Here is a 25,288-nt window from a genome sequence, read left to right as displayed (position 1 = left end):
CCATGCACGAGGCATGGCGTTTCAAAACCCTTTATAGATGAACACTTGCTTCCCTTTCTTTGATCAGGTCGGACCGTTCTGCTTTAGCCAGCTTTGTGAACAGCAAAATGCCGATACCCGCAATAATTTCGACAACCCCTCCAACAGCGATCACAGGTCCTGAACCAAAGGCGTTTGCAGCATACCCGCAAATGACTGCTCCGGCAGGTATGGAAATATTTGAGATCATATGTATAACAGCGTAGACCTGCGGCTGATCCTCACTATCAACAGAGGTCTGGATAATCGTGTACTCTGGAACATTAACTGCACTGACTGCGGCGCCAAAGGTAAACGCAGCGAGAAAGACGAGCGGCAAAAAGGTATTCATACCGGTAATAAAGAAAGCGAATCCTTCAATAATGCCGGCAGTTACAAATAACAGGCCGTATCTGTTTACTTTGACTTTCGCCAGCACAAATCCCAATAAAAAGGCGCCTGCGGCGGTGGTGGCCTTTAAAAGCGAGTAAACGATCGGCTGGCCGTTTAAATCTTCCGCAACGTAAACGGCTGAGAGCGCTTCCCAAGGGGCAGCCGCGAAATTCATAAAGATACAATAAATGGCGAGCGGATATAAAATCTGATGTCTTCTCACGAGTGTAAAACCGCGTTTCAGTCTGCCGATATATGTGCCTCGCTGCTTAACAGCAGCAGACTCTGACTGAGATTCAACCGCAGTGTACTTAATAAAAAGGACGAGTAAACCAGAAACCAAATAGAGAACAAGTGCGATAAGCATTGTATAAGAAGGGCTGATAAATGTAAGAAAAGCGCCGCATAACGTGACAGCTCCGAGCCGGACAATTTGAGCGGAGGATTGGAGCACAGCGTTTGCTTTTTGGATGCCCTGTTCATTTACGATTTGGGGAATCAAAGCTATGGAGGCGGGATTGTAGGCAGCCCCTGTAGCAGAATGCACAATCATAAGTGTCATGACAAACCACAGCGGAGAGAAGCCCGCAAAATGACAAAGAGGAATAATCAATACAATCGCAGCCCTCGTCAGATCTGAAAAGTACATCCAAAACTTCAGCGTATTCTGTTTCATGAAAGGGCCCGTCACAGGCGCTAGCACTGCTTCCGGCAAAAAAGTAACAGCAATCAATAAAGCAGTGCCGATCGCACCTTTGCCGTCATAAATTAAAAACCATAATATTGAATTAAATGCGAACATATCGCCGGATATCTTAACTATTCTTGAGAAAAAAAGATAATTGAAATTTCTCTTCCAGATGCTATCACTTTCAATTAAATTCACCATCTATCAGAGCCCCCCACTGCCTATTTTTTACATCTATTTGTTACAATATCTCATTTTTCCATTTTTCAGTCAATAATTCATAAGGTTCATTTTTTGTCGTAAAATAGGAGATTGACAGAATGAAAAACAAAAAAGCCGGCACGTATTTGAACACGCCGGCTTTCGTTTTCTTTTTTTATGATTTGCTGCTGTTTTGGTCCCGAAACACAATAGCACTTCTTTCATATTCTACATCGTCAATGCCGCATCTCACATTCACAACCCGTGCGGCGGCAAAGAAATAGTCAGACAGACGATTGAGATAACGCAGCACTGTTTCATGGATCTCCTCCGATTTCATCAGCGCCACCACTCGACGTTCCGCACGTCTTGTAATGGTGCGCGCCGCATGGAGAAGCGAAGCACCCTTCGATCCGCCCGGAAGAATAAATTTCTTCAGTTCCGGCGCTTCTGCAGTATAGGCATCAATGCGCGTTTCTAAAAAGGAAACGGATTCTTCCTTTAGTTTATAGTCTTTTCTTTCTGTGACGATTGCCAGATCGCCTCCGCAGTCAAACAGCTCATGCTGGATGGTCAGCAGTTCGGCTGTTAAATCTTCAAAGCCGGGCTGCTCGGAAAGCTCTGCCAAAGCAAGCCCGACAAAGCTGTTCAGCTCGTCAATCGTGCCGTAGCTTTCGACGCGGAGGCTGTCCTTGTCCGTTCTGCCCCCGACTAAGCTCGTTTGTCCTTTATCGCCTGTTTTTGTATATAGTTTCATACATCAGTCTCCTTTACAGACTTATTAAAACAGCTCTGCCGCCTTTTTTACACATTCAGCTGTCCCTTTCTGTATCAATTGATTCAGCTGTTCTGTGTTTTGAGATTGCTCAGTTTGTGTTGCGGCGATGAGAATATCACCCTCTGCCCGTCCGTCTCCCAGCACTTTCATCCGTTCGGCTTCGGCGGCCATAAGAGCTTTGACGAAGAATTGATCTGCCGCATAGCCGTTGATCAAAATCCAGATCGAAAAGCCGGTCATGACGCATATTGTAATGGATATCTCTTCATCTTCATACGTCTGATACACGAAGCGGTCAAGCTTTTTTGGAGAAGCCATCGCACACGTTTCCGGCAGATGAAAACCGTTTTCTGACACATAAACCGCAAGCCCTTCTACAGGATCTTCCTGAACTTCCAGCCGTTTATGGATCAGCGTCCTGCTCCACGAGAATCCTGCACCTATAGGCGCTGAGGACAATGTACGAAGCGGGATTTCCGTTTGCAGCAGAATGGCATCGCTCCCCGCTTGGAGCAATGCTTCAAATGGGATAGGCCGCTGCTTTACGCTGTCTTTTTCAGGCTGAATCACAATCATCGGTTTAGGCAAGCTGTGATGAAACAAGGCGGTGACATCTGTATCGTACACCGCCTTTATGTGATGTTCTGTGAGAGCATATACCGGTTTTTGCTTAGGCCCGGCTGTACCGTTTTTCATAAACAAGAGCTCATCACAGTACAGGCTTGCGGTATTCAGATCATGAAAAACGCTGACAGCTGCCAATCCGTTTTCTCTTGTCAGGCGTCTGATGAGATCAAGCAGTTCTTTTTGATAAGCCAGGTCAAGAAAATTGGTCGGCTCGTCCAAAAATAAAATTCGCGGCTGCTGCGCCAAAGCCTGGGCTAAATACACCCGCTGCTGTTCCCCTCCGCTTAGATCGCGGATCGATTTTTGCGCAAAAGCGGCCACTCCTGTTTGCTCCATTGCTTCCTGTACAATCGCTTCATCCTTTTCAGTCTGCTGTCTGAACAGTCCTGTTTGGAATGGATATCTGCCGAAGGCTACCGTTTCTTTGACGGTAAAGGTAAAGGCTTGATCCGTTTTTTGCGGCAGGACGGCCATGATTTGCGCCAGTTCCTTCGGTTTATAATCTGCCAGTGGTTTGCCAGCCAGATGAACACTGCCTTTCTTGGCAGGCAGCGTACCTGTCAGCAGGTGCAAAAGGGTGGTTTTCCCGCTCCCATTAGGGCCGAGTATACCGAGAAATTCTCCCTTCCCCACTGTTAGGCTGACATTGTTGATCAGCCTGCTGTCCCCATATCCTCCCGATAGCCCTTCTGCCTTTATCATAAGCTTTTCCCCCCGCGGTGCTGCCGAATTAAAATAAGAGCGAAAACAGGCGCCCCCGCCAAAGACGTAATAATCCCAATCGGCAGTTCAATCGGCTCAATGATCGTTCTGGAAAGCAGATCGGCTAAAACGAGAAAACCTGCTCCGAGCAAGGCGGACAGCGGCAGTAAGTGCCGATGGTCCGTTCCCCACAATAGCCTTGTGATATGCGGGATCACAAGACCGACAAAGCCGATCGTGCCTGACACAGCCACAGCGCTTCCCGTCAAAAGAGAGCCTGCTATCAAAATAAGCATTTTTCTCTGCTGGACACTGACTCCGAGAAGCTTTGCTTTGTCTTCTCCATATGTCATCACATTCAGCTCTCTTCCATTGATGATCAGTATAATCGTTCCCATAAAAAAAAACGGCAGAAACAGAATAACATAGCTCCAGCCCCTCATCGAGACGCTGCCAAGCAGCCAGTGCACAATCGGAAGCAGGTTGTCGCCTGTCAGGGCAATGATTAGAGAAATAAATGCGCCCAAAAATGAGTTGATGATGACACCGGTCAAAATGAGGGTGGAAACAGACATCGAAACATGGACGAGGCGGCTGAAGGAAAGGACCGCCGCAATCGTGACAAGTGCCGCGGCTACACTCACAACCGGGAGTGTAAACCCTCCGATGACAGGAAGCTGCAAGCCAAAGAACAGGGTTACCACCGCTCCGACTGAAGCACCTGATGAAACACCGAGCGTGTAGGGATCAGCAAGCGGATTTTTCAACAGCCCCTGAAAAGCGGCCCCTGCGATAGAAAGAGCCGCCCCCACAAGGGCGGCCAGCACAACTCTCGGCAGTCTGATATTCAGCATAATATTTGTGTACATCGGGTCATCAGAGCCGATAGAACCGCCGAAGCCTTCATGCCAAAAGACACGAAAGATAGCGGAAATAGGAATTTGCAGACTGCCGCAAGAAATTCCTAAGGTGACGCTCACGGCTAAAAATAAGAAACCGATGATATATGCGGCATAACGATTATTCCTTAAACGTATCCGGGTAAATGCTTTCCGCAAGTTCTTCGACCCCTTCGATCAGACGGGGACCGGAACGTGTCACGAGATCAGGATCCACATCATACACACGGTGATGTTTCACAGCATTGATGTCGCTCCAGCCGTCACGTTTTTCCACAGCTTTCGCTTTCACTCCGTCTGTTGTAACGATAGCATCAGGATTGAGTTTTACGATCGCCTCGTCTGTCATTTGCACCCAGCCTGTTTGGTCCGCTGCTGCGTTTTTAGCATGGATGACATTCAGCATTTCATTCATAAACGTGTCTTTTCCGGTTGTGTAAATGTCAGGGTCAGGAGAAACCTCGATAAATACGCTTTTCTCTTCGTCTTTTGAAATGGTTTTTGCTTTTTCTTTAATATCCTGCAAATCTGATTTCATGCTTTTCACGAGCTGATCGGCTTTTTTCTCTGCCCCGGCAGCTTCTCCGATCATTTCGATTGATTTGTACACCTCGGAAAATGATTGTGCATCATTGACAGTCAGCACCGTAATGCCCGCGTCCTTCAGCTGTTTGATGGCATCAGCTGACGCTGACATGGAAGACTCGTGGGCAAGAACGAGGTCCGGCTTTAGAGAAATGACTTTTTCAACGTTTACATTCATATCTCCGACCTTCTCAACCTTTTTGACTTCCTTTGGATATGTATCGTTTGTGGTGACACCGACCACTTTGTCACCGAGGCCGAGAGCGTATGTAATTTCTGTGTTGCTCGGCATTAATGATACAATCTTTTTCGGCTCCTTTTTGATGGTCACATCTTGATTCGACGCATCATCAATGGTGACAGGGAACGCTTCTGTCTTTTGTTTTGCCTTGGAATCCTTCTGATCCGCAGTATTGCCACAGCCTGCTATCATAACGGCAGCCAGCAGAAGCGCAGTCCATATTCCGGCTAGTTTTTTCATAACCTTTCCTCCTAAGTGAACTAAAAAAAGCATCTCTACGATGGTAAAGATGCTGTAAACAACACAAAAAAGCCTATTGTTTACACATCATCTGTCCTCGCAGACTTCGTGCTGATCAAACAGGCAGGTATCCTGGCTCTTGACGCTATGGCCAATTACAGTGGCGGGACCGCACCGGCTTTTACCGGTTTCCCTATTAAGCCGGCTGTTGTTCACGGACCGGCACCTATTTGACATTCGTATCCTTTTTTCGGAGTAATTATACTATATGACTGACAGGCTTGTATATCGCCCTGAATGACTTTTCCCCGTTGATGTATGGGAGCAAAATCCTCGTAAACACTAATTTTGTTCTTGTATACTTAATACCATCATCAATAAAAAGGAATGATCTTATGGATTTAAAGCTAAAAGACAAACTCGTCTTAATCACCGGCTCGACTTCCGGCATCGGGAAAGCCGCGGCAAAAAGCTTTCTGCAAGAGGGAGCGGCAGTGATTGTCAACGGACGCAAACAGGAGACTGTCGATCGCACGATTGAAGAGCTTTCTGGATACGGAACGGTGCACGGCGCGGCTGCCGATTTGTCAAAAACAGATGAAGCAGCAGCTTTTATTGAAAAAGTAAACGAAATCGGCGATATCGATATCCTTGTCAACAACCTTGGTTTCTTCGAGGTAAAGGATTTTGCCGATGTGACAGATGATGAGTGGAATCAATATTTTGAAGTGAACGTGATGAGCGCGGTTCGGACAAGCCGTTACTTCCTTCCAAAAATGCTTGCCAAAAACAGCGGCCGCATTTTAAATATCGCAAGTGAAGCAGGCATCAAACCGCTTCCAACAATGATTCCATACTCCATGACAAAAACGGCGCTGATCAGCCTTTCAAGAGGGATGGCTGAAATGACGAAAGGCACGAATGTAACAGTAAACTCAGTGCTTCCGGGACCTACTTGGACAGAGGGCGTGGCATCCTACATGGAAGGTGCCGCAAAAGCAGCCGGACAGGATACAGATACATTCATTAAAGACTATTTTAAAGTCAATGAGCCGACTTCTCTTATTCAGCGATACGCGACAGCAGAAGAAGTCGCCAACACGATCGTATTCCTCGCATCCGACGCCGCATCCGCCATCAACGGCACGGCACAGCGTGTGGAAGGCGGCATTATCCGCTCTCTCTAATATGCAAAAAACGCATCCGTTTCGGATGCGTTTTTTTATACATTTCCAGCGAATGGAACCGGCTGATAACCGCCTGTTTCCAACTTTGCTGAAAACAGTCCTCCCGCGTGAGGCTGCTCGTATCTTTCCTTTTCTGTCATTTTTTCAGTTGCCGTTGTGATGTAAAGGGTTTTTAAGTCTCTGCCGCCGAACGCACAGCACGTGACATATTTAGCCGGCACGCTGATTGAATCGATTTCTTTTTTCTGAAACGGGTCAATGTGAACCACACGGCTGCCGCCAAACAGCGCCACCCACAGCATGCCATTTTGGTCGATTGTCATGCCGTCCGGCAATCCTTCTGATTGCTCAAAACGATAGACGGGTTCTGGATTTGAAACATCTCCGCTTTCAGGATTATAGCTGTAGCGCACAATCTCCTGCGTCGGCGTGTCAATGTAATACATCAAATTGCGCTCGCGGTCCCAATCCAAACCGTTCGAGGTAGAGACTTGATCTTTCATTTTGATAAGTCTGCCGTCTGGATCCAAACGGTATAGCGAACCCTGCTTTTGTTCGCCTTCCATGCTCATTGTCCCCGCCCAAAGCCTTCCGTACGGGTCACATTTCGCGTCATTAAAACGCAGGCTTTCATCCATATCTTTCGGCTGTTTGATCTTTTCCAAGCTGTCATCTTGAAGATGATACAGGTAAAATCCGTCCTTCATCGTCATAATCAGCTTATCCTTTGTATATTTCGCAAGCGCGGTCACAAAGGACTTGAATTTGACGGAACGGTTGATTTTTTCTTCAGGGTCGAAGATGTGGAGCTCGCTCCCTAAGATATCCACCCAATATAAGCGGCCGTTTTCTTCATCCCATAACGGGCCTTCACCAATCACTGCCCGAGTGTCTGCTTCCAATACTGCGTCCATGTGTTACACCTCTTTAGCTTTAAGTCTATATATTGTTATTCCCGGCAAAAAGGTGTCCAAACCACATGTTTATTGTTTTTTGAAAAGGATGGTAATGACCGTTCCAATGTTCATTCTGCTGTTTACATGAATCGTTCCGTTATGAAGATGGACAAGCTCCTTGGCAATGGCAAGCCCAAGTCCCGTTCCGGCAGATGAATCCTTTGTGTTCGTCCCTCTGTAGTAGCGGTTAAATAAATGGGTGATCGTTTCGTCATCCATTCCTTTCCCGTTGTCCTTAACCTTCAACGAAATATGATTTTTTGTTTGTTCCAGAATGACCTGAATTTCTGTTCCTTTGTCGTTGTGCTTTACGGCATTGCCAAGCAGATTTTCTAATATACGTCTGAACCATGCTTCATCAAGTGCAAATTCAATATGTTCTTCTTTGGATACAAAAGAGATATCATACCCTTCAGAAAACGGATTTTTCTTGAAATCCTCAATGACATTTTTAAAAAACGGGATCAGGCTTGTGAGCTTTCTCTCAATTGGAAGAGCATCATTTTTCAGCCGATACGTTAAATTTAAGTCTTCGATCAGCTTGGACATGTATTCAGATTTTTCTCTGACAACCTGTCCCATTTCTTTCACTTCTTCCGGCGACCAGTCATACTGCTTCGACTCAAGCATCATGCTGTAGCCGTAAATGCTGCTGAGCGGCGTTTTTAAGTCATGCGACAAACCGGCAATCCATTCTTCTCTTGTTGCCTGGATCTTTTCTCTGTTTCTTTTATCCCGTCTCAGCGTTTCAGTCAGCTGATCCATCGATTCAAAAATCTCACCGAAGAAGCGGTACGGCTGTTTGATTTTTCCCTTTTTGTTTTTGCTGACAGGACGGCCTTTCCGGTTTTTCGGTTCCTCGAGCTTCCCTTTTGATAGATTAACCAGCCATTTAATCGTGTGAAAAATCGGCAGCCCGAACCGAAACATATACCAAACAGTCATCCAAATGATATACAGGAACAGAACACCCATAATCAGGAACATCGCCTTTAGCACAACCTTCAGAAACGATTTGTTAAACTCCTGATCGGTTACGTAGACAGGGTTCGGCACCGTAGCGACCATCCATCTGTCTTTATTAAGGATTTTAACGGAGATTTCCCGCTTATAGTTCCAAGGTTTAGAGCTGTATTTGAGCAGCTCCAGCTGGTTCATCGTTTTTCTTTCACTTTTTGTGCTGTTGATGCTATCGAGAATGTTTCCATTGCTGTCTAATAGGTAAATGGCGCCTTTTTCCCGCTTAATATAGTCGATGGTACTGGACTTATAATGTGCTAGAGAATCTATCTTTTGTTCGCGCTTCTCAACTGAAGTCAGCAGCTGCTCGCTCTTTGATTTCCAGCCGGACAATAGAAGATACGACTTATCTTCAATATTGATGGCCCAATAATTCAGCTTATAGTTATTAAGCTTTTTGGTTTTATAAATAGACAAAAGCTCTTTCTTAGTATAGGTGCCGGGCACGTCTTTCGGAACGCTGTAGGAATAGGCTGTTTTCCCTTTCGAATCAATGATTTGCATCCAGCCGTGCTGTGTATCGACAGATTTCTTCAGAAAATTATCCACTTCCCATGTCCCGTCTTCGTTTACATCGAGATATGCTTCAAGTGTGTCGGTCGTAGCCTTTGTCAGCCCAGAATTCGATTCCGCATCGCTAAATCGAGCGTCTAAATAGAAAAACGAAGCGACAAGCATAACCGTGAGCAGCAGGATCACAATCAGCATCTGCCCGAAAAAGTGAAACAAAAACTTCCATCTTAACCTCATGACCGCTTGCCTTCAGGATTTGGAATAAAACGATATCCGAGACCGCGAACGGTTACGATATACTCCGGATTGCTTGGATCGCGCTCAATTTTTTCCCGGAGCTTGCGGATATGAACCATAACGGTGTTGTTGTCACCGTAGGAAGGATACCCCCAAACTTTTTCATAAATTTGATCTTTGGAAAGCACCACATTGGGGTGTTCACAAAAATACTGCAATAGCTGCAAAAGCTGGGCTGAACAAGCGACGGCTTCCCCGCCTACAATCAGCTCGGCATTTTGCGGAGAGAATGTAAAATAATCATATGTATAGGTTTGATTTAAATTCGTTTCCTTCGATTGATATGTGCGCTTGAGATGCGCTCTGATGCGCGCCGCTAATTCCAGCGGATTAAATGGTTTTGTGATATAGTCATCAGCCCCAACCGCAAAGCCCGACAATTTGTCCGCGTCGGATGATCTTGCCGTCAGGAAAAAAATCGGAGCCTCTGAATACTCTCTGATCAGCGTGCAGGCTTCAAAACCGGACATTCCGCCCATCATGACATCCAGCACAATCAAATCAACCTTATTGGCCTTCACAACCGGAATCGCTTCTTCTGCGCTTGCCGCATCCAGTAAATTTCGATAACCCTCTTTTTCGAGAACGCGTTTGATCATATCCACAATCGCTTTCTCATCGTCTACGATTAAAATTGACGCATTTTCCACTTTTATGTTCCTTTCTGTCACTGTTTTTTTCATCTTATCATTATATCGTTTGTTTTTGGTACATTTTTGAATAGGAAGGTTTTGCCGGTGCAAGACAAATAGAAAACGGGAACATGGCAGTTCCCGTTTTTCGTATTTTCAGATGATAAATGGTTATGAGTTCTCGTCTACCATATACAAAATAAACTCCCAAAACCCCGGAACGTCCTGGCACAAAAGCATATCAGCCTTTTCAAACATTTTGATCTTCAGCTCTTGCTCTAAATCTTCTCTTTCTTGATAGGACGTATTGCTGAGCTTTTTTCTGATCATCGGTGAAAAGCATTCAATCAGATGTTCAATGTCAAATTTATCGTCTTTTTGGTTCTTTTGTTCAAACTGGCCGTTCACAGCTTACTTTCCCCCTTTTTTTGCGCCGCTAGCTGTTTTCTGATATTCTCAAGCCCTTTTTTATGAATGTTGGAGATGTTTTGCCGGGACTCCCCTAATGAATCGGCGATCTCTTGCATCGTGGCACCGTGAAGATAGACTTTCGTCAGCACGCTTTTTTGTTTGTCAGTCAGCTTCTGGATCGCTTGGTAGAGCTGATAATCCTGAACATGCTGGCTCAAATCATCCTGCATATCTAAAAATGCTTCAAACGCATCGCTTCCAGTTTCGGAAGGAAGTCGTTCTCCTGCTTCCGGATGGTCTACCGTCAGCGGATACCGTTTTTGGTTTTTGCGAACCCGCTTATCAAAATCAATAGAAAAGATCCGAATCATTGAATTCATATACTTGACGATGCGGATTTCCTTATAAAATTGCTTAAATTGCTCGTCCAATGATTTTGCATCTTTTTCGTTCGGGCTTTCCATTACGTTTTTGAACAAACGGTAATGCTGAGGATTGCTCAAAAAATGCTTCACGATGGGATGCTTCATTATCTCCTTACATTTTGACCGTAAAAGACCTTGATAGTCCATCAAACCGCCTCCCTACTAAATTAAATGAAGGAAAGCAAAAAAAAGTAAACTACTACTTTCTGACTAGCGCTTGCCTTAAATACTCCAGCCGCAGTTTACGTTTTCTTGGATTTCCTTCACTTACATACATGACTGCAAAAAAAGAAGGGAGGTATTTTCCTATGGATCAGGTTTTTATAGAGGAAGTCGTGAAACAAATCGGCAATCTGGGGTTTCCTGCGTTAATTGCAATGTACCTGCTGACCCGATTTGAAAAAAAGTTTGATCAGCTTATCGAATTGATGACAGAACTGAAAGATCAGAAAGCAAAAAATTAATTTTCAATCGAAGTTGACTTTTCACTGGCTTTTTTCACTTAACAAGACAGAAGGGAAAACGAGAGGCCTTTCACCTTCTCTTTCTGCTATCACATTTATATTTTAAGGAGGAAACATTTCATGAAAAAACAAAATGACATCCCACAGCCAATTAGAGGAGACGAAGGAGCAACAGTAAAAATCCCACGCAATATTGAAAGAGACCGACAAAATCCGGATATGCTTGTTCCGCCAGAGACTGATAATGGTACCGTAAGCAATATGAAGTTTTCGTTCTCTGATACTCATAACCGCTTAGAAAAAGGCGGATATGCCCGTGAAGTCACTGTACGGGAGCTGCCGATTTCAGAAAACCTCGCATCCGTAAATATGCGGCTGAAGCCAGGTGCCATTCGCGAACTGCATTGGCATAAAGAAGCAGAATGGGCTTATATGATTTACGGAAGTGCAAGAGTCACAATTGTGGATAAAAAAGGGCGCAGCTTTATTGATGATGTAGGCGAAGGAGATCTTTGGTACTTCCCGTCAGGCCTGCCGCACTCCATTCAAGCACTGGATGAAGGAGCCGAGTTCCTGCTCGTGTTTGACGATGGCTCATTCTCTGAAAACAGCACGTTCCAGCTGACAGACTGGCTTGCTCATACTCCTAAGGAAGTCATTGCTGCGAACTTTGGCGTGACACAAGAGGATATTGCCAATTTGCCAGGGGAAGAGAAATATATATTTGAAGAACCAGTCCCAGGATGTTTAAAAGATGACATTGTAGAAGGGCCGAACGGCGAAGCGCCTTACCCGTTTACTTACCGCCTTCTTGAACAGGAGCCAATTGAATCAGAGGGAGGAAAAGTATATATTGCAGATTCTACAAACTTCAAAGTGTCTAAAACGATTGCATCTGCGCTCGTAACAGTGGAACCCGGCGCCATGAGAGAGCTGCATTGGCATCCGAATACTCACGAATGGCAATACTACATCTCCGGCAAAGCAAGAATGACTGTTTTTGCATCTGACGGCCATGCTCGAACGTTTAACTACCAAGCCGGTGATGTCGGATATGTTCCATTTGCAATGGGTCATTACGTTGAAAACATCGGGGATGAACCGCTTGTCTTTTTAGAAATCTTCAAAGACGATCATTATGCCGATGTATCTTTAAACCAATGGCTTGCGATGCTTCCTGAAACATTAGTTCAACAGCATCTTGATTTAGGAAAAGACTTTACTGATATTCTTTCGAAAGAAAAGCATCCGGTTGTGAAAAAGAAATGCAGTAAATAAAAAACTACCAGCTTGCAGAGAGCACTCGTTCTCTGCAAGCCTTTATAAGGAGATGTACCAGTGAAACATCAAATTTCTTCAAATCGCTTATTGCGGCTCTTTATAAAGTACTTGCTGGCCGCGACAGCAGTGGTGTTGACCTATTTTGCCGTCATGTTTATATTGTTTTCTTTAGCAGGAACAAGCTACCGTTCAGTAGCTCATGTCCTGCTTTTTGCCGTGTTATTTCTAGTTCTTGGGCTATTCTTAGAACCATTTGAACGCCTGATGATACATAGTTTTACATTTTTCAAGACAGACAAACGCTTATTCATTCTCCTTGCTGGCATCGTACAGCTGCTGTTTTTGTGGATGACTGCTCATACAACAGACGAAATGATCAGCGACATCTGGCTGTCTACCACAGAAGAAATGATCGTTGCAGCCGTTTTTCTGATTTTAGACAAATGCAATTCGGCACTTCCCAGCTAAAAAAAGAACGCATTCCAAATGAATGCGTTCTTTTTATTCATAGCGAAGTGCGTCTACAGGCTGAAGCTTCGATGCCTTGATGGACGGAAGCAAGCCGAAAATAATGCCGACTGCCATAGAAAAGATAAGTGCTCCGACAACAGCCGGAACGGAGACGATAAAAGGCATCGGAAAAACGACCGTCAGCAGCTTAGCGATGCCGAAGCCCGCCAGCACACCGAGTATTCCGCCAATGCTTGTCAGCACGACAGCTTCGGTTAAAAACTGAAATAAAATCACACGCCGCTTAGCGCCAAGCGCTTTCTTAATCCCGATTTCCCTCGTGCGCTCCGTGACGGAAACGAGCATAATGTTCATGACGCCAATACCGCCTACCAAAAGTGAAATACTGGCGATTCCGCCAAGCAGCAATGCAAATGACTGATTAAAGGACTCCACTTCCTGCGCGATCTCCTGAAGATCCATCACACTGTACTCGGCTTTTTCCAACTCAGCTTCAGACAGTCCCTGATTTAAAAGATCAGCAGCCATTACACCGGCTTCTTGGATATGCTCGGAAGAATCGGCCTGCACCGCAATCTGCGTTGGCGCGTCAAAGCCTTCAATGAGCGGCCACACTTTTTTTGGCACGTACAAAACCGGGTTCGCGTAGTCGCCTTCAAACATGCTTTCCTGCTGATCTTTTTCTTTAAAAACACCTGCAACCTTAAACGGCACACCATTCATCTCAATGTTTTTATGCAGAGCGTCTCCATCTGGAAACAGTTCATCTCTAGCAGCTTCATTGATCATCACTACTTGGTGTGTGCTGTTTAATTCGTTTTCCGTCAGCTTTCTCCCTTCGGTTATACGGATTGGAAACATATCGAAGTAATCACCGTCTATTCCGTACACTTGTGGGTACGAGACGTTTGTTAAATGAAAAACGCTCGTGCCTTCAGACAAGTAATATAAGGATAATCCTTTGACTATAGGATCAGATTTGATCGTCTTTACTGTTTCCTCGGCCACAGGCGGCGCGGACGTATACGAAACCTGGTAGCCTCCGCCCTCCTCTTCTCCGCCCGACGGCTGGTAGACAATATTGATCGCGTTATTTCCCATGCCAATCATGCTCTGCTTTAATTGTTCGCTTTGTCCTTTCAGCATCGAAACAATCGCGATGATTGCCGCTATGCCGATAATGACACCGAGCATTGTCAGTATGGATCTTAATTTATGAGAGAATATGGATTGAAAGGAGATCCGAATATGTTCAAGCATGGCTGATCTCCCCTCTCTCATCTAATACCAATTCTCCATCCCTGATAAAAACCGTTCTGTCAGCTTTTTTGGCGACGTCCGGGTCATGGGTAATCATAATAATTGTCTTGCCTTCCTGATGCAGTTCAGAAAACAGAGACAAAATTTGTTCGCTTGATTTGGTATCAAGAGCGCCGGTCGGTTCGTCAGCCAAAATAAACCTCGGCTGATTGACAAGAGCCCTCGCTATCGCCACCCGCTGCTTTTGCCCGCCGGACAGCTTCGGAGGCTTGTAGGAGACTCTGTCTTTTAAACCGACTTTTTCAAGCGCTTCATAGGCTCTTTGCCTTCTTTCTTTTTTCTTCACTTTATTATAGATCATAGGCAGCTCGACATTTTGCAGCGCGGTGAGACGCGGCAACAGATGAAAGGTTTGAAACACAAACCCGATTGATTCGTTGCGGATTTCAGCTAAAGCCCCGTCTTTTCCCTTCAATATATCTATCTGGTCGAGGGTATAGGTTCCAGAGGTTGGCCTGTCCAAACAGCCGATGATATTCATTAACGTTGACTTCCCAGAACCCGAAGGCCCCATAATCGCCAGAAACTCACCAGCCTGAACAGTCAGATTAATATGTTTCAAGATTGGAACTTCTTCTTTTCCCAGCTTGTACGATTTCGAAATATTATTCAGTGTCAGCATTGACTGTAACCTGCTTTCCTTCCTTGACCGCGGGGTCAGGATAGATCACATAATCTTCCGGCGTCAGGCCGCTCTTAATTTCCACCATGTCATTTTCATCAGTTTCCCCGATTTCAACAGGCTGCTTGACCGCTTTCTGCTTCTCATCCGCTTTCCACACGTACGGTTCGCCGTCATCCTTGATGACCATGTCAGACGGCAGCTTAATTGTGTCCTCGTCAGCCTCATCACTCACCACTTCGATGTTGACATGATAACCGACTTCGAGACCTTTATGGCTGTCTAATAAAATTGTGAAAGGATAGTTAGAGGATTGAGGATTCATTTCTTCCTCAGCAAAACTTTCTGATTCCTCCCCCTCGCCTGCTCCTGCTGGAAGCTTGCCAATCGAGGTGACCTTTCCTTTCCACTCGCCTTCACCGCCTGTTTTCAGCGTGACTCTGACTTTGCTGCCTTTTTTGATTGTGTCCATTAACAGCTCATTGATTTGGCTTTTGACTAGATATTTGCCCGTCGAAACAATTTGGATATACGGACCTGTTGCCTGGTCACCTGTTGCTCCATCAGCGATATCCTGATTGACGCTTTGAACGATCCCGTCATGCTTGCTTGTAATGACATTAGACCCTTTGTTTTTCGTCAAGGCAGCCAGCTCTTTTTGGTGCTGCTTCAGCTCAAGCTGGCTTGTTTTCAAATCGAAATTAGCCTGATCAAGCTCATCTTGAAGCTGGGATTTCTCTTCTTTTCCTGCCGATTTCAGCTGTTTTTCCGTTTCCGTTATTGATTTTTGCAAACGGCTGATTTGCAGGTTGGTCATTTCGATTTGCAAATTGGCTTGCTCAACTTCGTCAGAATGATCCTCGCCCTCATACTCAAAAAGCTTATCGCCCTTTTTGACCTGATCGCCTTCTTTGACGTATGTTTTTTTAATGCTGCCTTTTTCTGAATCTATGTATACTTTCTGCTGTTTCTCAGGTTCAACCTTTCCAGAAAACGTTTGGCCTGATTCTGATTCTCCTCCCATGTATACTGCTACCGATTCAGCGTAGGGCTCCGATGATACAGCAATTTGGTTCATGTGAGTAAAAAAGTAAAAACCGCCGGCACCGATCCCAGCCAATACAAGCACACCGGCACATATCGCGCCGCCAATAAGCCATTTTTTCTTCTTGGACACAACGATCTCCTCTTTCTGTAAACAATGTAATATTTCCGAAACATTCTAACCAATATTATCTATTAATTCAAAAAGACTTGCAATCTTTTTATTGAAATGGTTGATTCAAATAGAAAAATTATATTTTCACAGCCAAAAATAAAAAATCCCGGCTCTGAACCGGGATTTTTCTTACACAGAAACGAGTGCTTTTTCATTTTTAATCAGGTCATAGGTCAAGCATACAGGTTTATTTGTACGGGGATCTGTCACGATCTCGGCATCAATTTGAAATACCTGCTTCAAAATGTCCGGTGTCATGACCTCCAGTGCGGTGCCTTCCTTGATGACCGTGCCTTTTTTGAGCGCGATCATAAAATGAGAAAAACGGGCTGCGTGGTTCAGATCATGAATGACCATTAAAATCGTCCGCCCCTGCTCTTTGTTGAGTCTGTCAAGCAGCTGAAGAATTTCAAGCTGGTGTGCGAGATCAAGATACGTTGTAGGTTCATCCAGCAGCAGCAGCTCCGTCCCTTGTGCAAGCGCCATGGCAATCCACACGCGCTGACGCTGTCCGCCTGACAGCGCCTCAATCGGCCGTTCAGCAAATTCAGCCATGCCTGTTTCTTCAAGCGCCCATTTGATGATCCGGCGGTCTTCATCATGTAATCTGCCGAATCCTGATTGATGCGGAAACCTGCCGTACGATACCAATTCGTACACCGTTAAACCGCTCGGCGCTTCCGGTGTCTGCGGCAGAATCGCCATATCTTTCGCAATGTCCTTTGTAGACATTTTATGAATCGCTTTACCATTTAAATAGACAGCACCTGCATGTGAACGCATAATTCTGGACATTGTTTTTAATATCGTTGATTTCCCGCAGCCGTTCGGGCCAATTAAGGTGGTAATTTTCCCTTTAGGAATCGAGATATTTAAATCTTCTACAATCACCCTGTCGCCATAACCGATTCCAAGCTGATCTGTTGATAATGAATTCATAGTTGCCCCCCTCCTCTAATTCGCTTTCATCAATAAATAAATAAAGTAAGGCGCACCTAACACGGAAATGACAAGTCCGACCGGAATTTCTGACGGTGCCAATACATTTCTCGCCAGCGTATCAGCGAGCAAAAACAGAAATGCGCCAATAAAGGCCGAGACCGGTATCAGTGTCTGGTGACGGGGACCGGTAAGCCTTCTTGCCACGTGGGGCGCGATCAATCCGAGAAATGCGATGCCCCCTGCAGCTGCCACGCATGAAGCGGCAAGTGTGACCGCTGCCAGAAGGAGAATTCGTCTTTCCCTTTCAACAGCAGTGCCCAGCCCGGTCGCTAATTGGTCTCCGAGCTGTAAAATGTTCAAATAACGTGCCTTATATAAAGTAAACGGAAGCAGGATCACGATCCAAGGGAGAATCGCCCAGATCATATTCCAGTTCGCCCCCCATATCGAGCCGGATATCCAAACCGCTGCTTGCATAAAATCATGAGGATCCATCTTGAGCTGAAAAATCAGCAACAGGGCGTTAAATCCAGCATTCACACCAATGCCGACTAAAATCAGCCGAATCGGGGTCACACCTTTTTTCCAAGCCAGAAGATAAATGAGAAACGCGGCTAAAATTGCACCCGCCAAAGCACTGAACGGCAGCATAAATGTACCGAAAAAGCTGAGGTCTGAAGCTGATCCTTGAAAAAAGTAAATAAAAAGAACAACAGCAAGAGAACCACCGGCATTAATTCCGAGAATACCGGGCTCAGCCAGATCATTTTGAGATACGCTTTGCAAAATGGCTCCAGCAACAGCGATTCCTGCGCCAACGAGCAAGGAAAGGATGATCCGGGGCAGCCTGAACTCAAATAAAACAAGCTCATCACGCGCCGTTCCTTGGCCGAAGAAGACCTGAAGCGTTTTAAGCGGTGCAATTTTGATGACGCCCAAATTCAGACTGATAAAAAAGACCAGCACGATGAGCAGCAAGGTCACAGCCATCACAAAGAGCGGTTTTTTTGTTTTTGTTTTCATTACAGCCCTCTCCTTTCACGGCGTGCCAAATAAAAGAAAAAGGGAACGCCGATGAGAGAAGTCAGCGCGCCTACAGGCGTTTCAAAGGGCGCGTTTACGAGTCTTGCCGCAATATCAGCAAACACAAGCAAAACAGCGCCGAGTACCGCCGAGCAAGGAATAATCCACCGATAGTCCACACCGACCAAAAAACGGGTAATATGCGGAATGATCAACCCGATAAATGCGATGGTGCCGGCTATGGAAACCGCAGCTCCCGTCAAAATCACAACGACAAGCATGCCAACCAGTTTCACCGCTGATGTATATTGTCCAAGCCCTTTCGCCAGCTCGTCACCGAGACTTAACACTGTCACTGACCGGGCGATGATCAACGCCAGCGTTAAACCAACGGCCCCTGCGAGAAGCAAAAGCTGGACCCCTGACCATTTCACGCCCGCTACTCCGCCTGCGTACCAAAAACTGATATCCTGAGCGACATCAAAACGGATTGCAATAGCGGTTGAAATGCCCGTAAAGAAATAGGTAACAGCCGTTCCTGCGAGAGCAAGTTTTACAGGCGTAAGCCCGCCCCTTGAAAACATGCCAATGCCCATTACCGTCGATGCCCCCAGACCCGCTCCGGCAAAGGACCATAGCACAAGCCCCATAGCAGAAAGTCCGGGAAAAAAGGCAAACGCAATCGAAACGGCAAACGCGGAGCCCGATGTAACGCCCATAATCGAAGGCTCTGCCAAAGGGTTTCTCGTCATCCCCTGCATGATCGCTCCCGACACTGCTAACAATGCGCCGACAAGTGCGGCAGCAGCCGTTCTCGGCAGCCGAAGATCGTGTATAATTTGGTGGGACGTCTCTGTCGGCTGAAAATGAAAGATGGCGTCCCACACAGTGCGCAAATGAATATCCGCTGCACCGAGGGATATGGATAAAAGCGCGCCAAGGCATAGTAAGCATATCCCTGCAATAAGGACAATGACCGCGCCATATGACCTTGACGTCCATTGGATTTCTTCTGATGTGGTCTGTCTATTTTTCTTTTGACTCAACAGCCGTACTTCCTTTCTGATACTGATACTGATAATGATTATCAATTACTGTTCCAGTATATCACTTTTTTCCGCTGATTTAATAGAGCGTTTTAAACAAAAATGAGAATATAATTGCAAAAATATCGTGTCAACAGGCTCTTGCGATGGTATAATCACATTGATAATGATTCTCTTTATCATCTATTTTCCAGAAAGAAGGTATGAGATATGACCCATATATACAAGAAATTCGGAGCCGCATTCTTTGCCCTGCTATTGATTGCAGCGCTTGCAGCCTGCGGAAATAACTCAGAAAGCAAAGGCTCTTCCTCTGATTCAAAAGACGATGAAACCATTACATACAAGGCTGAAAACGGAAATGTGAAAATTCCTAAGCATCCTAAACGGGTGGTTGTCATGGCTGACGGCTACTACGGATACTTCAAAACACTGGGCATCAACGTCGTCGGTGCGCCTGAAAATGTATTTAAAAACCCTTACTACAAAGGAAAAACCGATGGTGTTACAAACATCGGAGACGGCACTTCCGTGGAAAAAGTCATTGATTTGAATCCTGACCTGATTATCGTCTGGACAACACAAGGCGCTGATATTAAAAAGCTTGAAAAAATCGCGCCGACTGTCGCAGTTAAATACGATAAACTCGATAACATCGAACAGCTGAAAGAATTCGCGAAAATGACGGGAACTGAAGACAAAGCAGAAAAATGGCTGGCTGAGTGGGATAAAAAAGTGACGGCAGCTAAAACAAAAATCAAAAAAGCCGTCGGTGACAAAACAATTTCCATTATGCAAACGAACGGAAAAGACATTTACGTATTCGGTAAAGATTTCGGTAGGGGCGGGAGCATCATTTACAAAGACCTCGGCCTGCAGGCTACAAAGCTGACTAAAGAAAAAGCCATTGACCAAGGCCCAGGATATACAAGTATTTCGTTAGAGAAGCTCCCTGACTTCGCCGGGGACTATATTTTCGCAGGCCCATGGCAATCAGGCGGTGACGATGGCGGCGTATTTGAGAGCTCCATTTGGAAGAACCTTAACGCCGTTAAGAATGGCCATGTCTATAAGATTGACCCGATTGGCTTCTATTTCACAGACCCGATTTCATTAGAGGGCCAACTGAAGTTTATTACAGAAAGCTTAACAAAATAAACAAAAGAGCCGCCTGCCTGCGGCTCTTTTTCCATTCGATAAAGGGAGCGGCTCATTTTGATCCACATGGGATATTTTCTTACTCAATTCATCTTAAGCTGTATCATCATCGCGATCAGTTTTTTTAACAGGCTCTATATCGGAAAACCTTTTTCTCATGTACTCTTGGTATTTTTCTTAGTGCTCATTCTGTTTGATTTGCTGGAGAGACTGAAAAAACGGTTTTTGCCTATGCGATTATCTGCAAAGGTTTTTCTCTCTATTTCAGCTTTCCTGTCAGCTATTTTAACGATTGGATTCCTAACAGGAGAAATTGTCATTCGATAAAAAAAGACACCTGAGAAGCAAATCAGGTGTCTTTTGTTTATGCTTGTTTTTCTTTCTGAAACTTTTTAACCACAAATGGATAAACAATCAAGCCGACAAAGAATAAACCGATGCCGAGAATAAATGTCGTTAAATCTGCTGTGCCTGTTACAATAACAAACACGGAGTATGCACACGCCAGTATCGCGATCAATCCGTCTCTTACACGGGAGCCTTTCAGCTGGTCATATGTTTCACCTTTGATGACAAGCTTCAAGCTGTAAATCGCTGATACCAAATACGGAATTAAATACGCAAGCGTTGCCGCTGTCGTTAAAAACGTAAATGCGTCACTTATTGTCCGGGAAATAACCGAGAAGATGAAGACCTGTGACATAACGTTTGTAATAACGAGTGCAATGATGGGACTTCCCTTTTTATTCGTTTTTGCAAAGAATGCCGGGAAATCTCCTGCTTTAGCGGCTTGGTATGGAACCTCAGAGCCAAGCAAAATCCAGCCGAGCATCGTTCCGAATAAACAAAGGATAGCCAAAAGTGCCATAATCACGCTTCCCGCGTTTCCGACAATCGCATACAGTACATCAACGAACGGTTTTTCAGAGCCGACAAGCTTATCATGCGGCAGAACACCCATCGTAATTAACGTCACAATAATATAAATGCTCAAGGCAATCAGCAAGCCGGTAATTGTTGCACGTTTCACATCACGCTGAGAGCGCGCACGGCCGGACAGGATAACCGCTGATTCAATTCCGACAAACGCCCACAGTGTAGAAATCGCCGCGTTATGAACCTGGCCTCCAATTCCAATGCTTGTGCCGTTTTCTCCTTGAACCGGGAAATAAAAATGATCGAATAATGTCGTTTGAAACACAAATAATCCGGCAACGATAAAGAAGACAAACCCTAATACTTTAGAAAGCGTTGTAACAAAGTTCAATTTACTTGCACCGTTAATGCTTGCAACAAGAATCGTGTGCGTTCCCCATAACAAGATCGTACATACAGCAAACGTCAGCAATTGGCCGAGTGTCACCACTTGCCCGCCGATCGAAAACATTTCACGTTTATCAACTAAGATCGGGAAGAACGAAGTCAAGTAACCGGCGAGACTTGTAATGATCGCCACGTTACTGATCCAGCTCGCCACCCAGTAGCCCCACACCATTGTGAAACCGGCAGCGTTCCCTTTCTTCGGATCAGAGAACAGCGCTCTTGCATAACTTTGCGGTCCCGCTGTCAGCTCAGGCTTACGAATGGACAAATGCCCGAAGACAAGTGCAATCATCAGCACGCCGGCACCTGTCAAAAGCCAGGCGGACGTGGCGCCAAACGGACTCGCGATTGAAGCAAGCGAGCTCGGTAAGGAGAAAATTCCTGATCCAACCATATTTCCAACGACAAACGCCGTTAATAACCAAAAACCCCATTTTTTCGTCTGTTCCATTCCAGTACCTCCATGATTCTTTGTACGGACCAGACCCCGAGATCATGTAAACGCAAAAAAAGCCTGAACAAAAGTCCATGCTTAAAGAAACACACACCCTTGATCTCCGGATAGCCCTCCGCGAAAAAGCACGCGGCAGTCCTGCACTTATTCAGATACAGTCCCAGCATAGAGAAGGATCGGCTTTCTCCACACTTCGGCGCTGATGCCTTTTACACATGTTTAACAGCTCCTGTCAGCCTGGCATGTGTGACTCATCATCCGCGCAACCTCTACCTCACTGAGAAAGAGTGAGGATTTAATTATTTAGTTACTCCCAGAAGGTTATCAAAGAAAGAATGATCTGTCAAAGGGAACAGATGGAAAATACGGATAGAGCCAAGCCCTATCCGCATGTGGTTATCGGTTATTTTTCTTTTTTTGCACAGCTTCTTGAAGCGGATCATCTTTTAGAGCTGAACCGGCATCTTCAAGAGCTCCCTGGATTACGTTTTTTTCTTTTTCAGAACGTTTTCCTTTATCTTTATTAAAGAAACCCATTCGTATCACCTCTTTATAGAAAATAGGTACATGTTTAAGATGCCTTTTTCCTTGAAAAATTATGCGAGAAATTTTTTATCGTCCAAAGTCCTGTTGATCAAACATACATTCTCTTGATATATTTGTAATTCAGAGATTTTTTGCAAAAGATAAAAGGAGAAGCGGGAAATGACAGGAAAAACACACATCATGGGAGGCATCGCTTCTTGTACGGCAGCGGCTTATTATTATTATGGATTTGATCCAGTGCTTATGGCTGCGTCAGGCGCGGTTGGGGCATTGATACCCGATATCTGCCACACACAAAGCAAAATCGGGAGAAGACTTCCTATTTTATCGAAAGTGGTCAGCTCCGTTTTTGGCCACCGAACCTTTACGCACAGCCTGCTGTTTCTGCTCATCATGTTTTTTATCACAGCCACATATATTCCAGATAAAAACATATCAACTGGGCTGATGATCGGAATGGCGAGCCACTTGATTCTTGACGCTTGGACGGTGAACGGAATCAAATTATTATTCCCTTCAACGATCCGCGTGCGGCTCCCACTATATATGAAGACAGGCAGTTTTTCCGAGCAGCTAGTGTTAGCCGGCCTGACAATTGCTTCTTGTTACTACTTTTATATGCTGTTTCATGGACGCATGTTTTAAACGTGAGAGCTGACACTTGTCTGAACGGGCTGTTTTTAGTAGGTTTTACATAAGAAGCATTACATGCAGATGATCAAGAAAACGTGAGGAGCCATATTAATGAAAGGAACCTTTTTTTACAATCAGCGGTTTTTATGTATTTCGATCGTATTCATGTGGATCAAAACGTATGCGATCTATAAACTCGGCTTTGATTTACAGATCGATTCTTTGTTGGAAGAGCTGATGTTGCTGATCAATCCGCTCAGCTTTATCCTTCCTTTATTCGGGATCGGCCTGCTTCTGAAAGAAAACAAGCAGCGGGTCTTTTTGCTGATTGCTAATTTGGTTCTGACTGTAATCTTGATTTCCAATACGATTTTTTATGGCTTTTATATTGATTTTATTACCATCCCGGTTTTGTTTCAGGCCAGTAATATGAGCGATATGGGCAGCAGTGTAAAAGAACTGTTCAATCCTCTGTTTATCGCTCTGTTTGCGGATTTGGTTTTTCTGCTGCTGCTTGCCCGAAAAGAAAAACACCCGCAGACAAAAGCCGCACCCCGCACGATCAAACGGTACTATGCAGCTTCCTGCGGCATGATTTTATGTACCCTGGCACTTGCAGAAGTACAGCAGCCGAAGCTTTTGGCACATTCCTTTGACCGGGAAATGCTCGTCAAAAGCATCGGCCTGTTTCAATTCCATATCTACGATACGATTTCTCAGACTGTTAATATAAGCGCGAAAGCATTTGCGGATGAAGACAGCATGACTGGGATTAAAAACTACACAGAGGCTGATTACAGCAAGCCTGATCAAAGCAAATTCGGTCTGGCAAAGGGGCGCAACGTCATCTTTGTGACACTTGAATCGACCCAAAGCTTTGTTTTGAATGAAAAGGTAAATGGAAAGGAAATTACCCCATTTATGAATGATTTCATCAAAAAAAGCTATTACTTTGATCATTTCTATCAGCAAACCGAACAAGGCAAAACTTCTGATTCAGAATTCATTGTCGCTAACTCGCTGTATCCTTCCCTAAGCGGTGCTGTCTTTTTCACGAAAAGCGACCATCAATTTCATACGATGTACAAATCGCTGAAACAGCATGATTATTATTCAGCCGTCTTTCACGCCAACCATAAAACATTTTGGAACAGGGATGTGATGTACGATACATTTGGGATTGACCGCTTTTTTGATGTTGATGATTTCCATGTCACTCCCGGGACATCGACAAGCTGGGGCTTAAAGGATAAGGAATTTTTAGAGCAGTCAGCAGGAAAGCTGAAAAGCCTGCCGCAGCCGTTCTACAGCAGTTTCATCACGTTAACGAATCATTTTCCGTTTGAGATTGATGAAGAGGATCAGCTGATAGATGAGTTCGATTCAAGCAGTGACCTGTTAAACCGTTATGTGACAACGGTGCGCTATGAAGATGAGGCATTAAAGCATTTTATCAAAAAACTGAAGAACGAAGGCTTATACGAAAATTCGATGATCGTATTTATGGGAGATCATTACGGGATTTCAGAAGCCCATAACGATGCGATGGCTGAGTTTTTAGGAAAAAATGAAATCACGCCATATGACAACGTTCAGCTTCAGCGGGTGCCGTTTATCATACATATCCCGGGAATCACCGATCAAAAGCCGGAAACCATCTCTGATGCCGGAGGGCAGGTTGACGTCAGGCCGACACTGATGCATCTGCTTGGCATTGAGACAAAAGGCGATATTCAATTCGGCAATGATTTGCTGTCCAGCGACCGCACCCCATTTGCCGTTCTACGAAACGGCAGCTTTATTACGAACGATTATGTATACACGAAAAACACGTGCTACAGCCAAAAAACAGGTGAAGTGCTGGAAGATCAAAATGCGTGCCTCCCTTATAAGGAGAAAGCTAACGAAGAGCTGTCTTTCTCTGATAAAATCTTAAACGGTGACCTGCTCCGTTTTTATGAATAAAAAATCCC

The 25,288-nt window shown here is 45.0% G+C and carries 26 protein-coding genes and 2 riboswitches; of the genes, 8 read left to right on the top strand and 18 right to left on the bottom strand.

Features of this window, described 5'->3' with window-relative positions; translation table 11 throughout:
* Positions 1-31: 31 nt before the first annotated feature.
* The 5 genes from AC4CV5_RS04340 to AC4CV5_RS04320 form a co-directional block, all read right to left on the bottom strand.
* Positions 32-1,300: an MFS transporter gene (locus AC4CV5_RS04340; RefSeq protein WP_166848540.1), complete on the bottom strand. Its 1,269-nt coding sequence runs from the start codon at positions 1,298-1,300 to the stop codon at positions 32-34.
* Between the two features lie 175 nt (positions 1,301-1,475).
* Entirely contained in the window at positions 1,476-2,057 is a 582-nt protein-coding gene (locus tag AC4CV5_RS04335) for a cob(I)yrinic acid a,c-diamide adenosyltransferase (protein WP_166848538.1), read from the bottom strand.
* A gap of 24 nt (positions 2,058-2,081) precedes the next feature.
* Positions 2,082-3,404, bottom strand: coding sequence for an ABC transporter ATP-binding protein (locus AC4CV5_RS04330; RefSeq protein ID WP_490922209.1), 1,323 nt, complete (start codon positions 3,402-3,404; stop codon positions 2,082-2,084).
* Positions 3,404-4,465, bottom strand: a complete 1,062-nt coding sequence (locus AC4CV5_RS04325) for a FecCD family ABC transporter permease (RefSeq protein WP_490922131.1) — start codon at positions 4,463-4,465, stop codon at positions 3,404-3,406. The genes AC4CV5_RS04330 and AC4CV5_RS04325 overlap by 1 nt, the downstream gene beginning before the upstream one ends.
* Positions 4,428-5,372 carry an ABC transporter substrate-binding protein gene (locus AC4CV5_RS04320; RefSeq protein WP_326222059.1) on the bottom strand — a complete coding sequence of 315 codons (945 nt, stop codon included), beginning with the start codon at positions 5,370-5,372 and terminating at the stop codon, positions 4,428-4,430. The genes AC4CV5_RS04325 and AC4CV5_RS04320 overlap by 38 nt, the downstream gene beginning before the upstream one ends.
* A 105-nt stretch (positions 5,373-5,477) precedes the next feature.
* A riboswitch (cobalamin riboswitch) is annotated at positions 5,478-5,617 on the bottom strand.
* A gap of 150 nt (positions 5,618-5,767) precedes the next feature.
* On the opposite strand from AC4CV5_RS04320, the gene AC4CV5_RS04315 reads away from it, so the two are divergent.
* The gene (locus AC4CV5_RS04315) at positions 5,768-6,559 is read left to right on the top strand and encodes an SDR family NAD(P)-dependent oxidoreductase (protein ID WP_166848529.1); all 792 of its coding nucleotides are present in this window, start codon (positions 5,768-5,770) and stop codon (positions 6,557-6,559) included.
* Between the two features lie 35 nt (positions 6,560-6,594).
* Here the strand turns inward: AC4CV5_RS04315 and AC4CV5_RS04310 are convergent, their stop codons facing one another.
* The 5 genes from AC4CV5_RS04310 to sigO form a co-directional block, all read right to left on the bottom strand.
* Positions 6,595-7,473, bottom strand: coding sequence for an SMP-30/gluconolactonase/LRE family protein (locus AC4CV5_RS04310; protein ID WP_490922130.1), 879 nt, complete (start codon positions 7,471-7,473; stop codon positions 6,595-6,597).
* Positions 7,474-7,542: 69 nt separating this feature from the next.
* The gene (gene yvrG / locus AC4CV5_RS04305) at positions 7,543-9,285 is read right to left on the bottom strand and encodes a two-component system sensor histidine kinase YvrG (RefSeq protein ID WP_326222061.1); all 1,743 of its coding nucleotides are present in this window, start codon (positions 9,283-9,285) and stop codon (positions 7,543-7,545) included.
* Positions 9,282-9,995, bottom strand: a complete 714-nt coding sequence (gene yvrH / locus AC4CV5_RS04300; RefSeq protein ID WP_326222063.1) for a two-component system response regulator YvrH — start codon at positions 9,993-9,995, stop codon at positions 9,282-9,284. Before yvrH ends, yvrG begins: the two co-directional genes overlap by 4 nt.
* Positions 9,996-10,148: 153 nt before the next feature.
* Positions 10,149-10,385 carry a sigma-O factor regulator RsoA gene (rsoA, locus tag AC4CV5_RS04295; RefSeq protein ID WP_166848518.1) on the bottom strand — a complete coding sequence of 79 codons (237 nt, stop codon included), beginning with the start codon at positions 10,383-10,385 and terminating at the stop codon, positions 10,149-10,151.
* The gene (gene sigO, locus AC4CV5_RS04290) at positions 10,382-10,918 is read right to left on the bottom strand and encodes an RNA polymerase sigma factor SigO (RefSeq protein WP_072566779.1); all 537 of its coding nucleotides are present in this window, start codon (positions 10,916-10,918) and stop codon (positions 10,382-10,384) included. The genes rsoA and sigO overlap by 4 nt, the downstream gene beginning before the upstream one ends.
* 203 nt (positions 10,919-11,121) lie before the next feature.
* On the opposite strand from sigO, the gene AC4CV5_RS04285 reads away from it, so the two are divergent.
* From AC4CV5_RS04285 to rsiO, 3 genes are all read left to right on the top strand, one after another.
* Positions 11,122-11,277: a YvrJ family protein gene (locus AC4CV5_RS04285; protein ID WP_003221632.1), complete on the top strand. Its 156-nt coding sequence runs from the start codon at positions 11,122-11,124 to the stop codon at positions 11,275-11,277.
* Positions 11,278-11,397: 120 nt separating this feature from the next.
* The gene (gene oxdC / locus AC4CV5_RS04280) at positions 11,398-12,555 is read left to right on the top strand and encodes an oxalate decarboxylase (protein ID WP_490922129.1); all 1,158 of its coding nucleotides are present in this window, start codon (positions 11,398-11,400) and stop codon (positions 12,553-12,555) included.
* Positions 12,556-12,615: 60 nt separating this feature from the next.
* Positions 12,616-13,026, top strand: coding sequence for an acid stress-sensitive anti sigma factor RsiO (gene rsiO, locus AC4CV5_RS04275; RefSeq protein ID WP_248602190.1), 411 nt, complete (start codon positions 12,616-12,618; stop codon positions 13,024-13,026).
* 33 nt (positions 13,027-13,059) lie between these two features.
* On the opposite strand, the gene AC4CV5_RS04270 is transcribed toward rsiO, so the two are convergent.
* The 6 genes from AC4CV5_RS04270 to AC4CV5_RS04245 all read right to left on the bottom strand — a co-directional run bounded on the left by AC4CV5_RS04270 (position 13,060) and on the right by AC4CV5_RS04245 (position 19,201).
* Positions 13,060-14,289, bottom strand: a complete 1,230-nt coding sequence (locus AC4CV5_RS04270; protein ID WP_490922128.1) for an ABC transporter permease — start codon at positions 14,287-14,289, stop codon at positions 13,060-13,062.
* Positions 14,282-14,971, bottom strand: coding sequence for an ABC transporter ATP-binding protein (locus tag AC4CV5_RS04265; protein WP_166848491.1), 690 nt, complete (start codon positions 14,969-14,971; stop codon positions 14,282-14,284). Before AC4CV5_RS04265 ends, AC4CV5_RS04270 begins: the two co-directional genes overlap by 8 nt.
* Entirely contained in the window at positions 14,955-16,148 is a 1,194-nt protein-coding gene (locus AC4CV5_RS04260) for an efflux RND transporter periplasmic adaptor subunit (protein ID WP_490922127.1), read from the bottom strand. The genes AC4CV5_RS04265 and AC4CV5_RS04260 overlap by 17 nt, the downstream gene beginning before the upstream one ends.
* Before the next feature lie 171 nt (positions 16,149-16,319).
* Positions 16,320-17,129: an ABC transporter ATP-binding protein gene (locus tag AC4CV5_RS04255; RefSeq protein ID WP_166848485.1), complete on the bottom strand. Its 810-nt coding sequence runs from the start codon at positions 17,127-17,129 to the stop codon at positions 16,320-16,322.
* 15 nt (positions 17,130-17,144) lie between these two features.
* A complete protein-coding gene (locus AC4CV5_RS04250) occupies positions 17,145-18,155 on the bottom strand; it encodes a FecCD family ABC transporter permease (protein ID WP_166848482.1) in 1,011 nt (336 codons plus the stop codon).
* Positions 18,155-19,201 carry a FecCD family ABC transporter permease gene (locus AC4CV5_RS04245; protein ID WP_373923015.1) on the bottom strand — a complete coding sequence of 349 codons (1,047 nt, stop codon included), beginning with the start codon at positions 19,199-19,201 and terminating at the stop codon, positions 18,155-18,157. Before AC4CV5_RS04245 ends, AC4CV5_RS04250 begins: the two co-directional genes overlap by 1 nt.
* 210 nt (positions 19,202-19,411) lie before the next feature.
* Here AC4CV5_RS04245 and AC4CV5_RS04240 point away from each other — a divergent pair, with 210 nt between their 5' ends.
* Both AC4CV5_RS04240 and AC4CV5_RS04235 read left to right on the top strand, forming a co-directional pair.
* Entirely contained in the window at positions 19,412-20,359 is a 948-nt protein-coding gene (locus tag AC4CV5_RS04240; protein ID WP_490922126.1) for an iron-hydroxamate ABC transporter substrate-binding protein, read from the top strand.
* Positions 20,360-20,425: 66 nt separating this feature from the next.
* Positions 20,426-20,686, top strand: coding sequence for a hypothetical protein (locus tag AC4CV5_RS04235; protein ID WP_246303203.1), 261 nt, complete (start codon positions 20,426-20,428; stop codon positions 20,684-20,686).
* A 37-nt stretch (positions 20,687-20,723) separates the two neighbouring features.
* On the opposite strand, the gene AC4CV5_RS04230 is transcribed toward AC4CV5_RS04235, so the two are convergent.
* Positions 20,724-22,133: an amino acid permease gene (locus AC4CV5_RS04230; RefSeq protein ID WP_490922125.1), complete on the bottom strand. Its 1,410-nt coding sequence runs from the start codon at positions 22,131-22,133 to the stop codon at positions 20,724-20,726.
* A gap of 103 nt (positions 22,134-22,236) precedes the next feature.
* Positions 22,237-22,416: riboswitch (Lysine riboswitch) on the bottom strand.
* Positions 22,417-22,532: 116 nt separating this feature from the next.
* Positions 22,533-22,673 carry a small acid-soluble spore protein SspJ gene (gene sspJ, locus AC4CV5_RS04225; protein WP_003221612.1) on the bottom strand — a complete coding sequence of 47 codons (141 nt, stop codon included), beginning with the start codon at positions 22,671-22,673 and terminating at the stop codon, positions 22,533-22,535.
* A 168-nt stretch (positions 22,674-22,841) separates the two neighbouring features.
* Between sspJ and AC4CV5_RS04220 the strand changes: the two genes are divergently transcribed.
* Positions 22,842-23,327 carry a metal-dependent hydrolase gene (locus AC4CV5_RS04220; RefSeq protein ID WP_490922124.1) on the top strand — a complete coding sequence of 162 codons (486 nt, stop codon included), beginning with the start codon at positions 22,842-22,844 and terminating at the stop codon, positions 23,325-23,327.
* Positions 23,328-23,426: 99 nt separating this feature from the next.
* Positions 23,427-25,280, top strand: a complete 1,854-nt coding sequence (locus tag AC4CV5_RS04215; protein ID WP_222142018.1) for an LTA synthase family protein — start codon at positions 23,427-23,429, stop codon at positions 25,278-25,280.
* Positions 25,281-25,288: the final 8 nt, after the last annotated feature.

This window comes from Bacillus sp. NS1, assembly GCF_058248265.1.
Note: the sequence above shows the minus strand (reverse complement) of the source record. Positions and strands in the feature narration are given on the sequence as shown.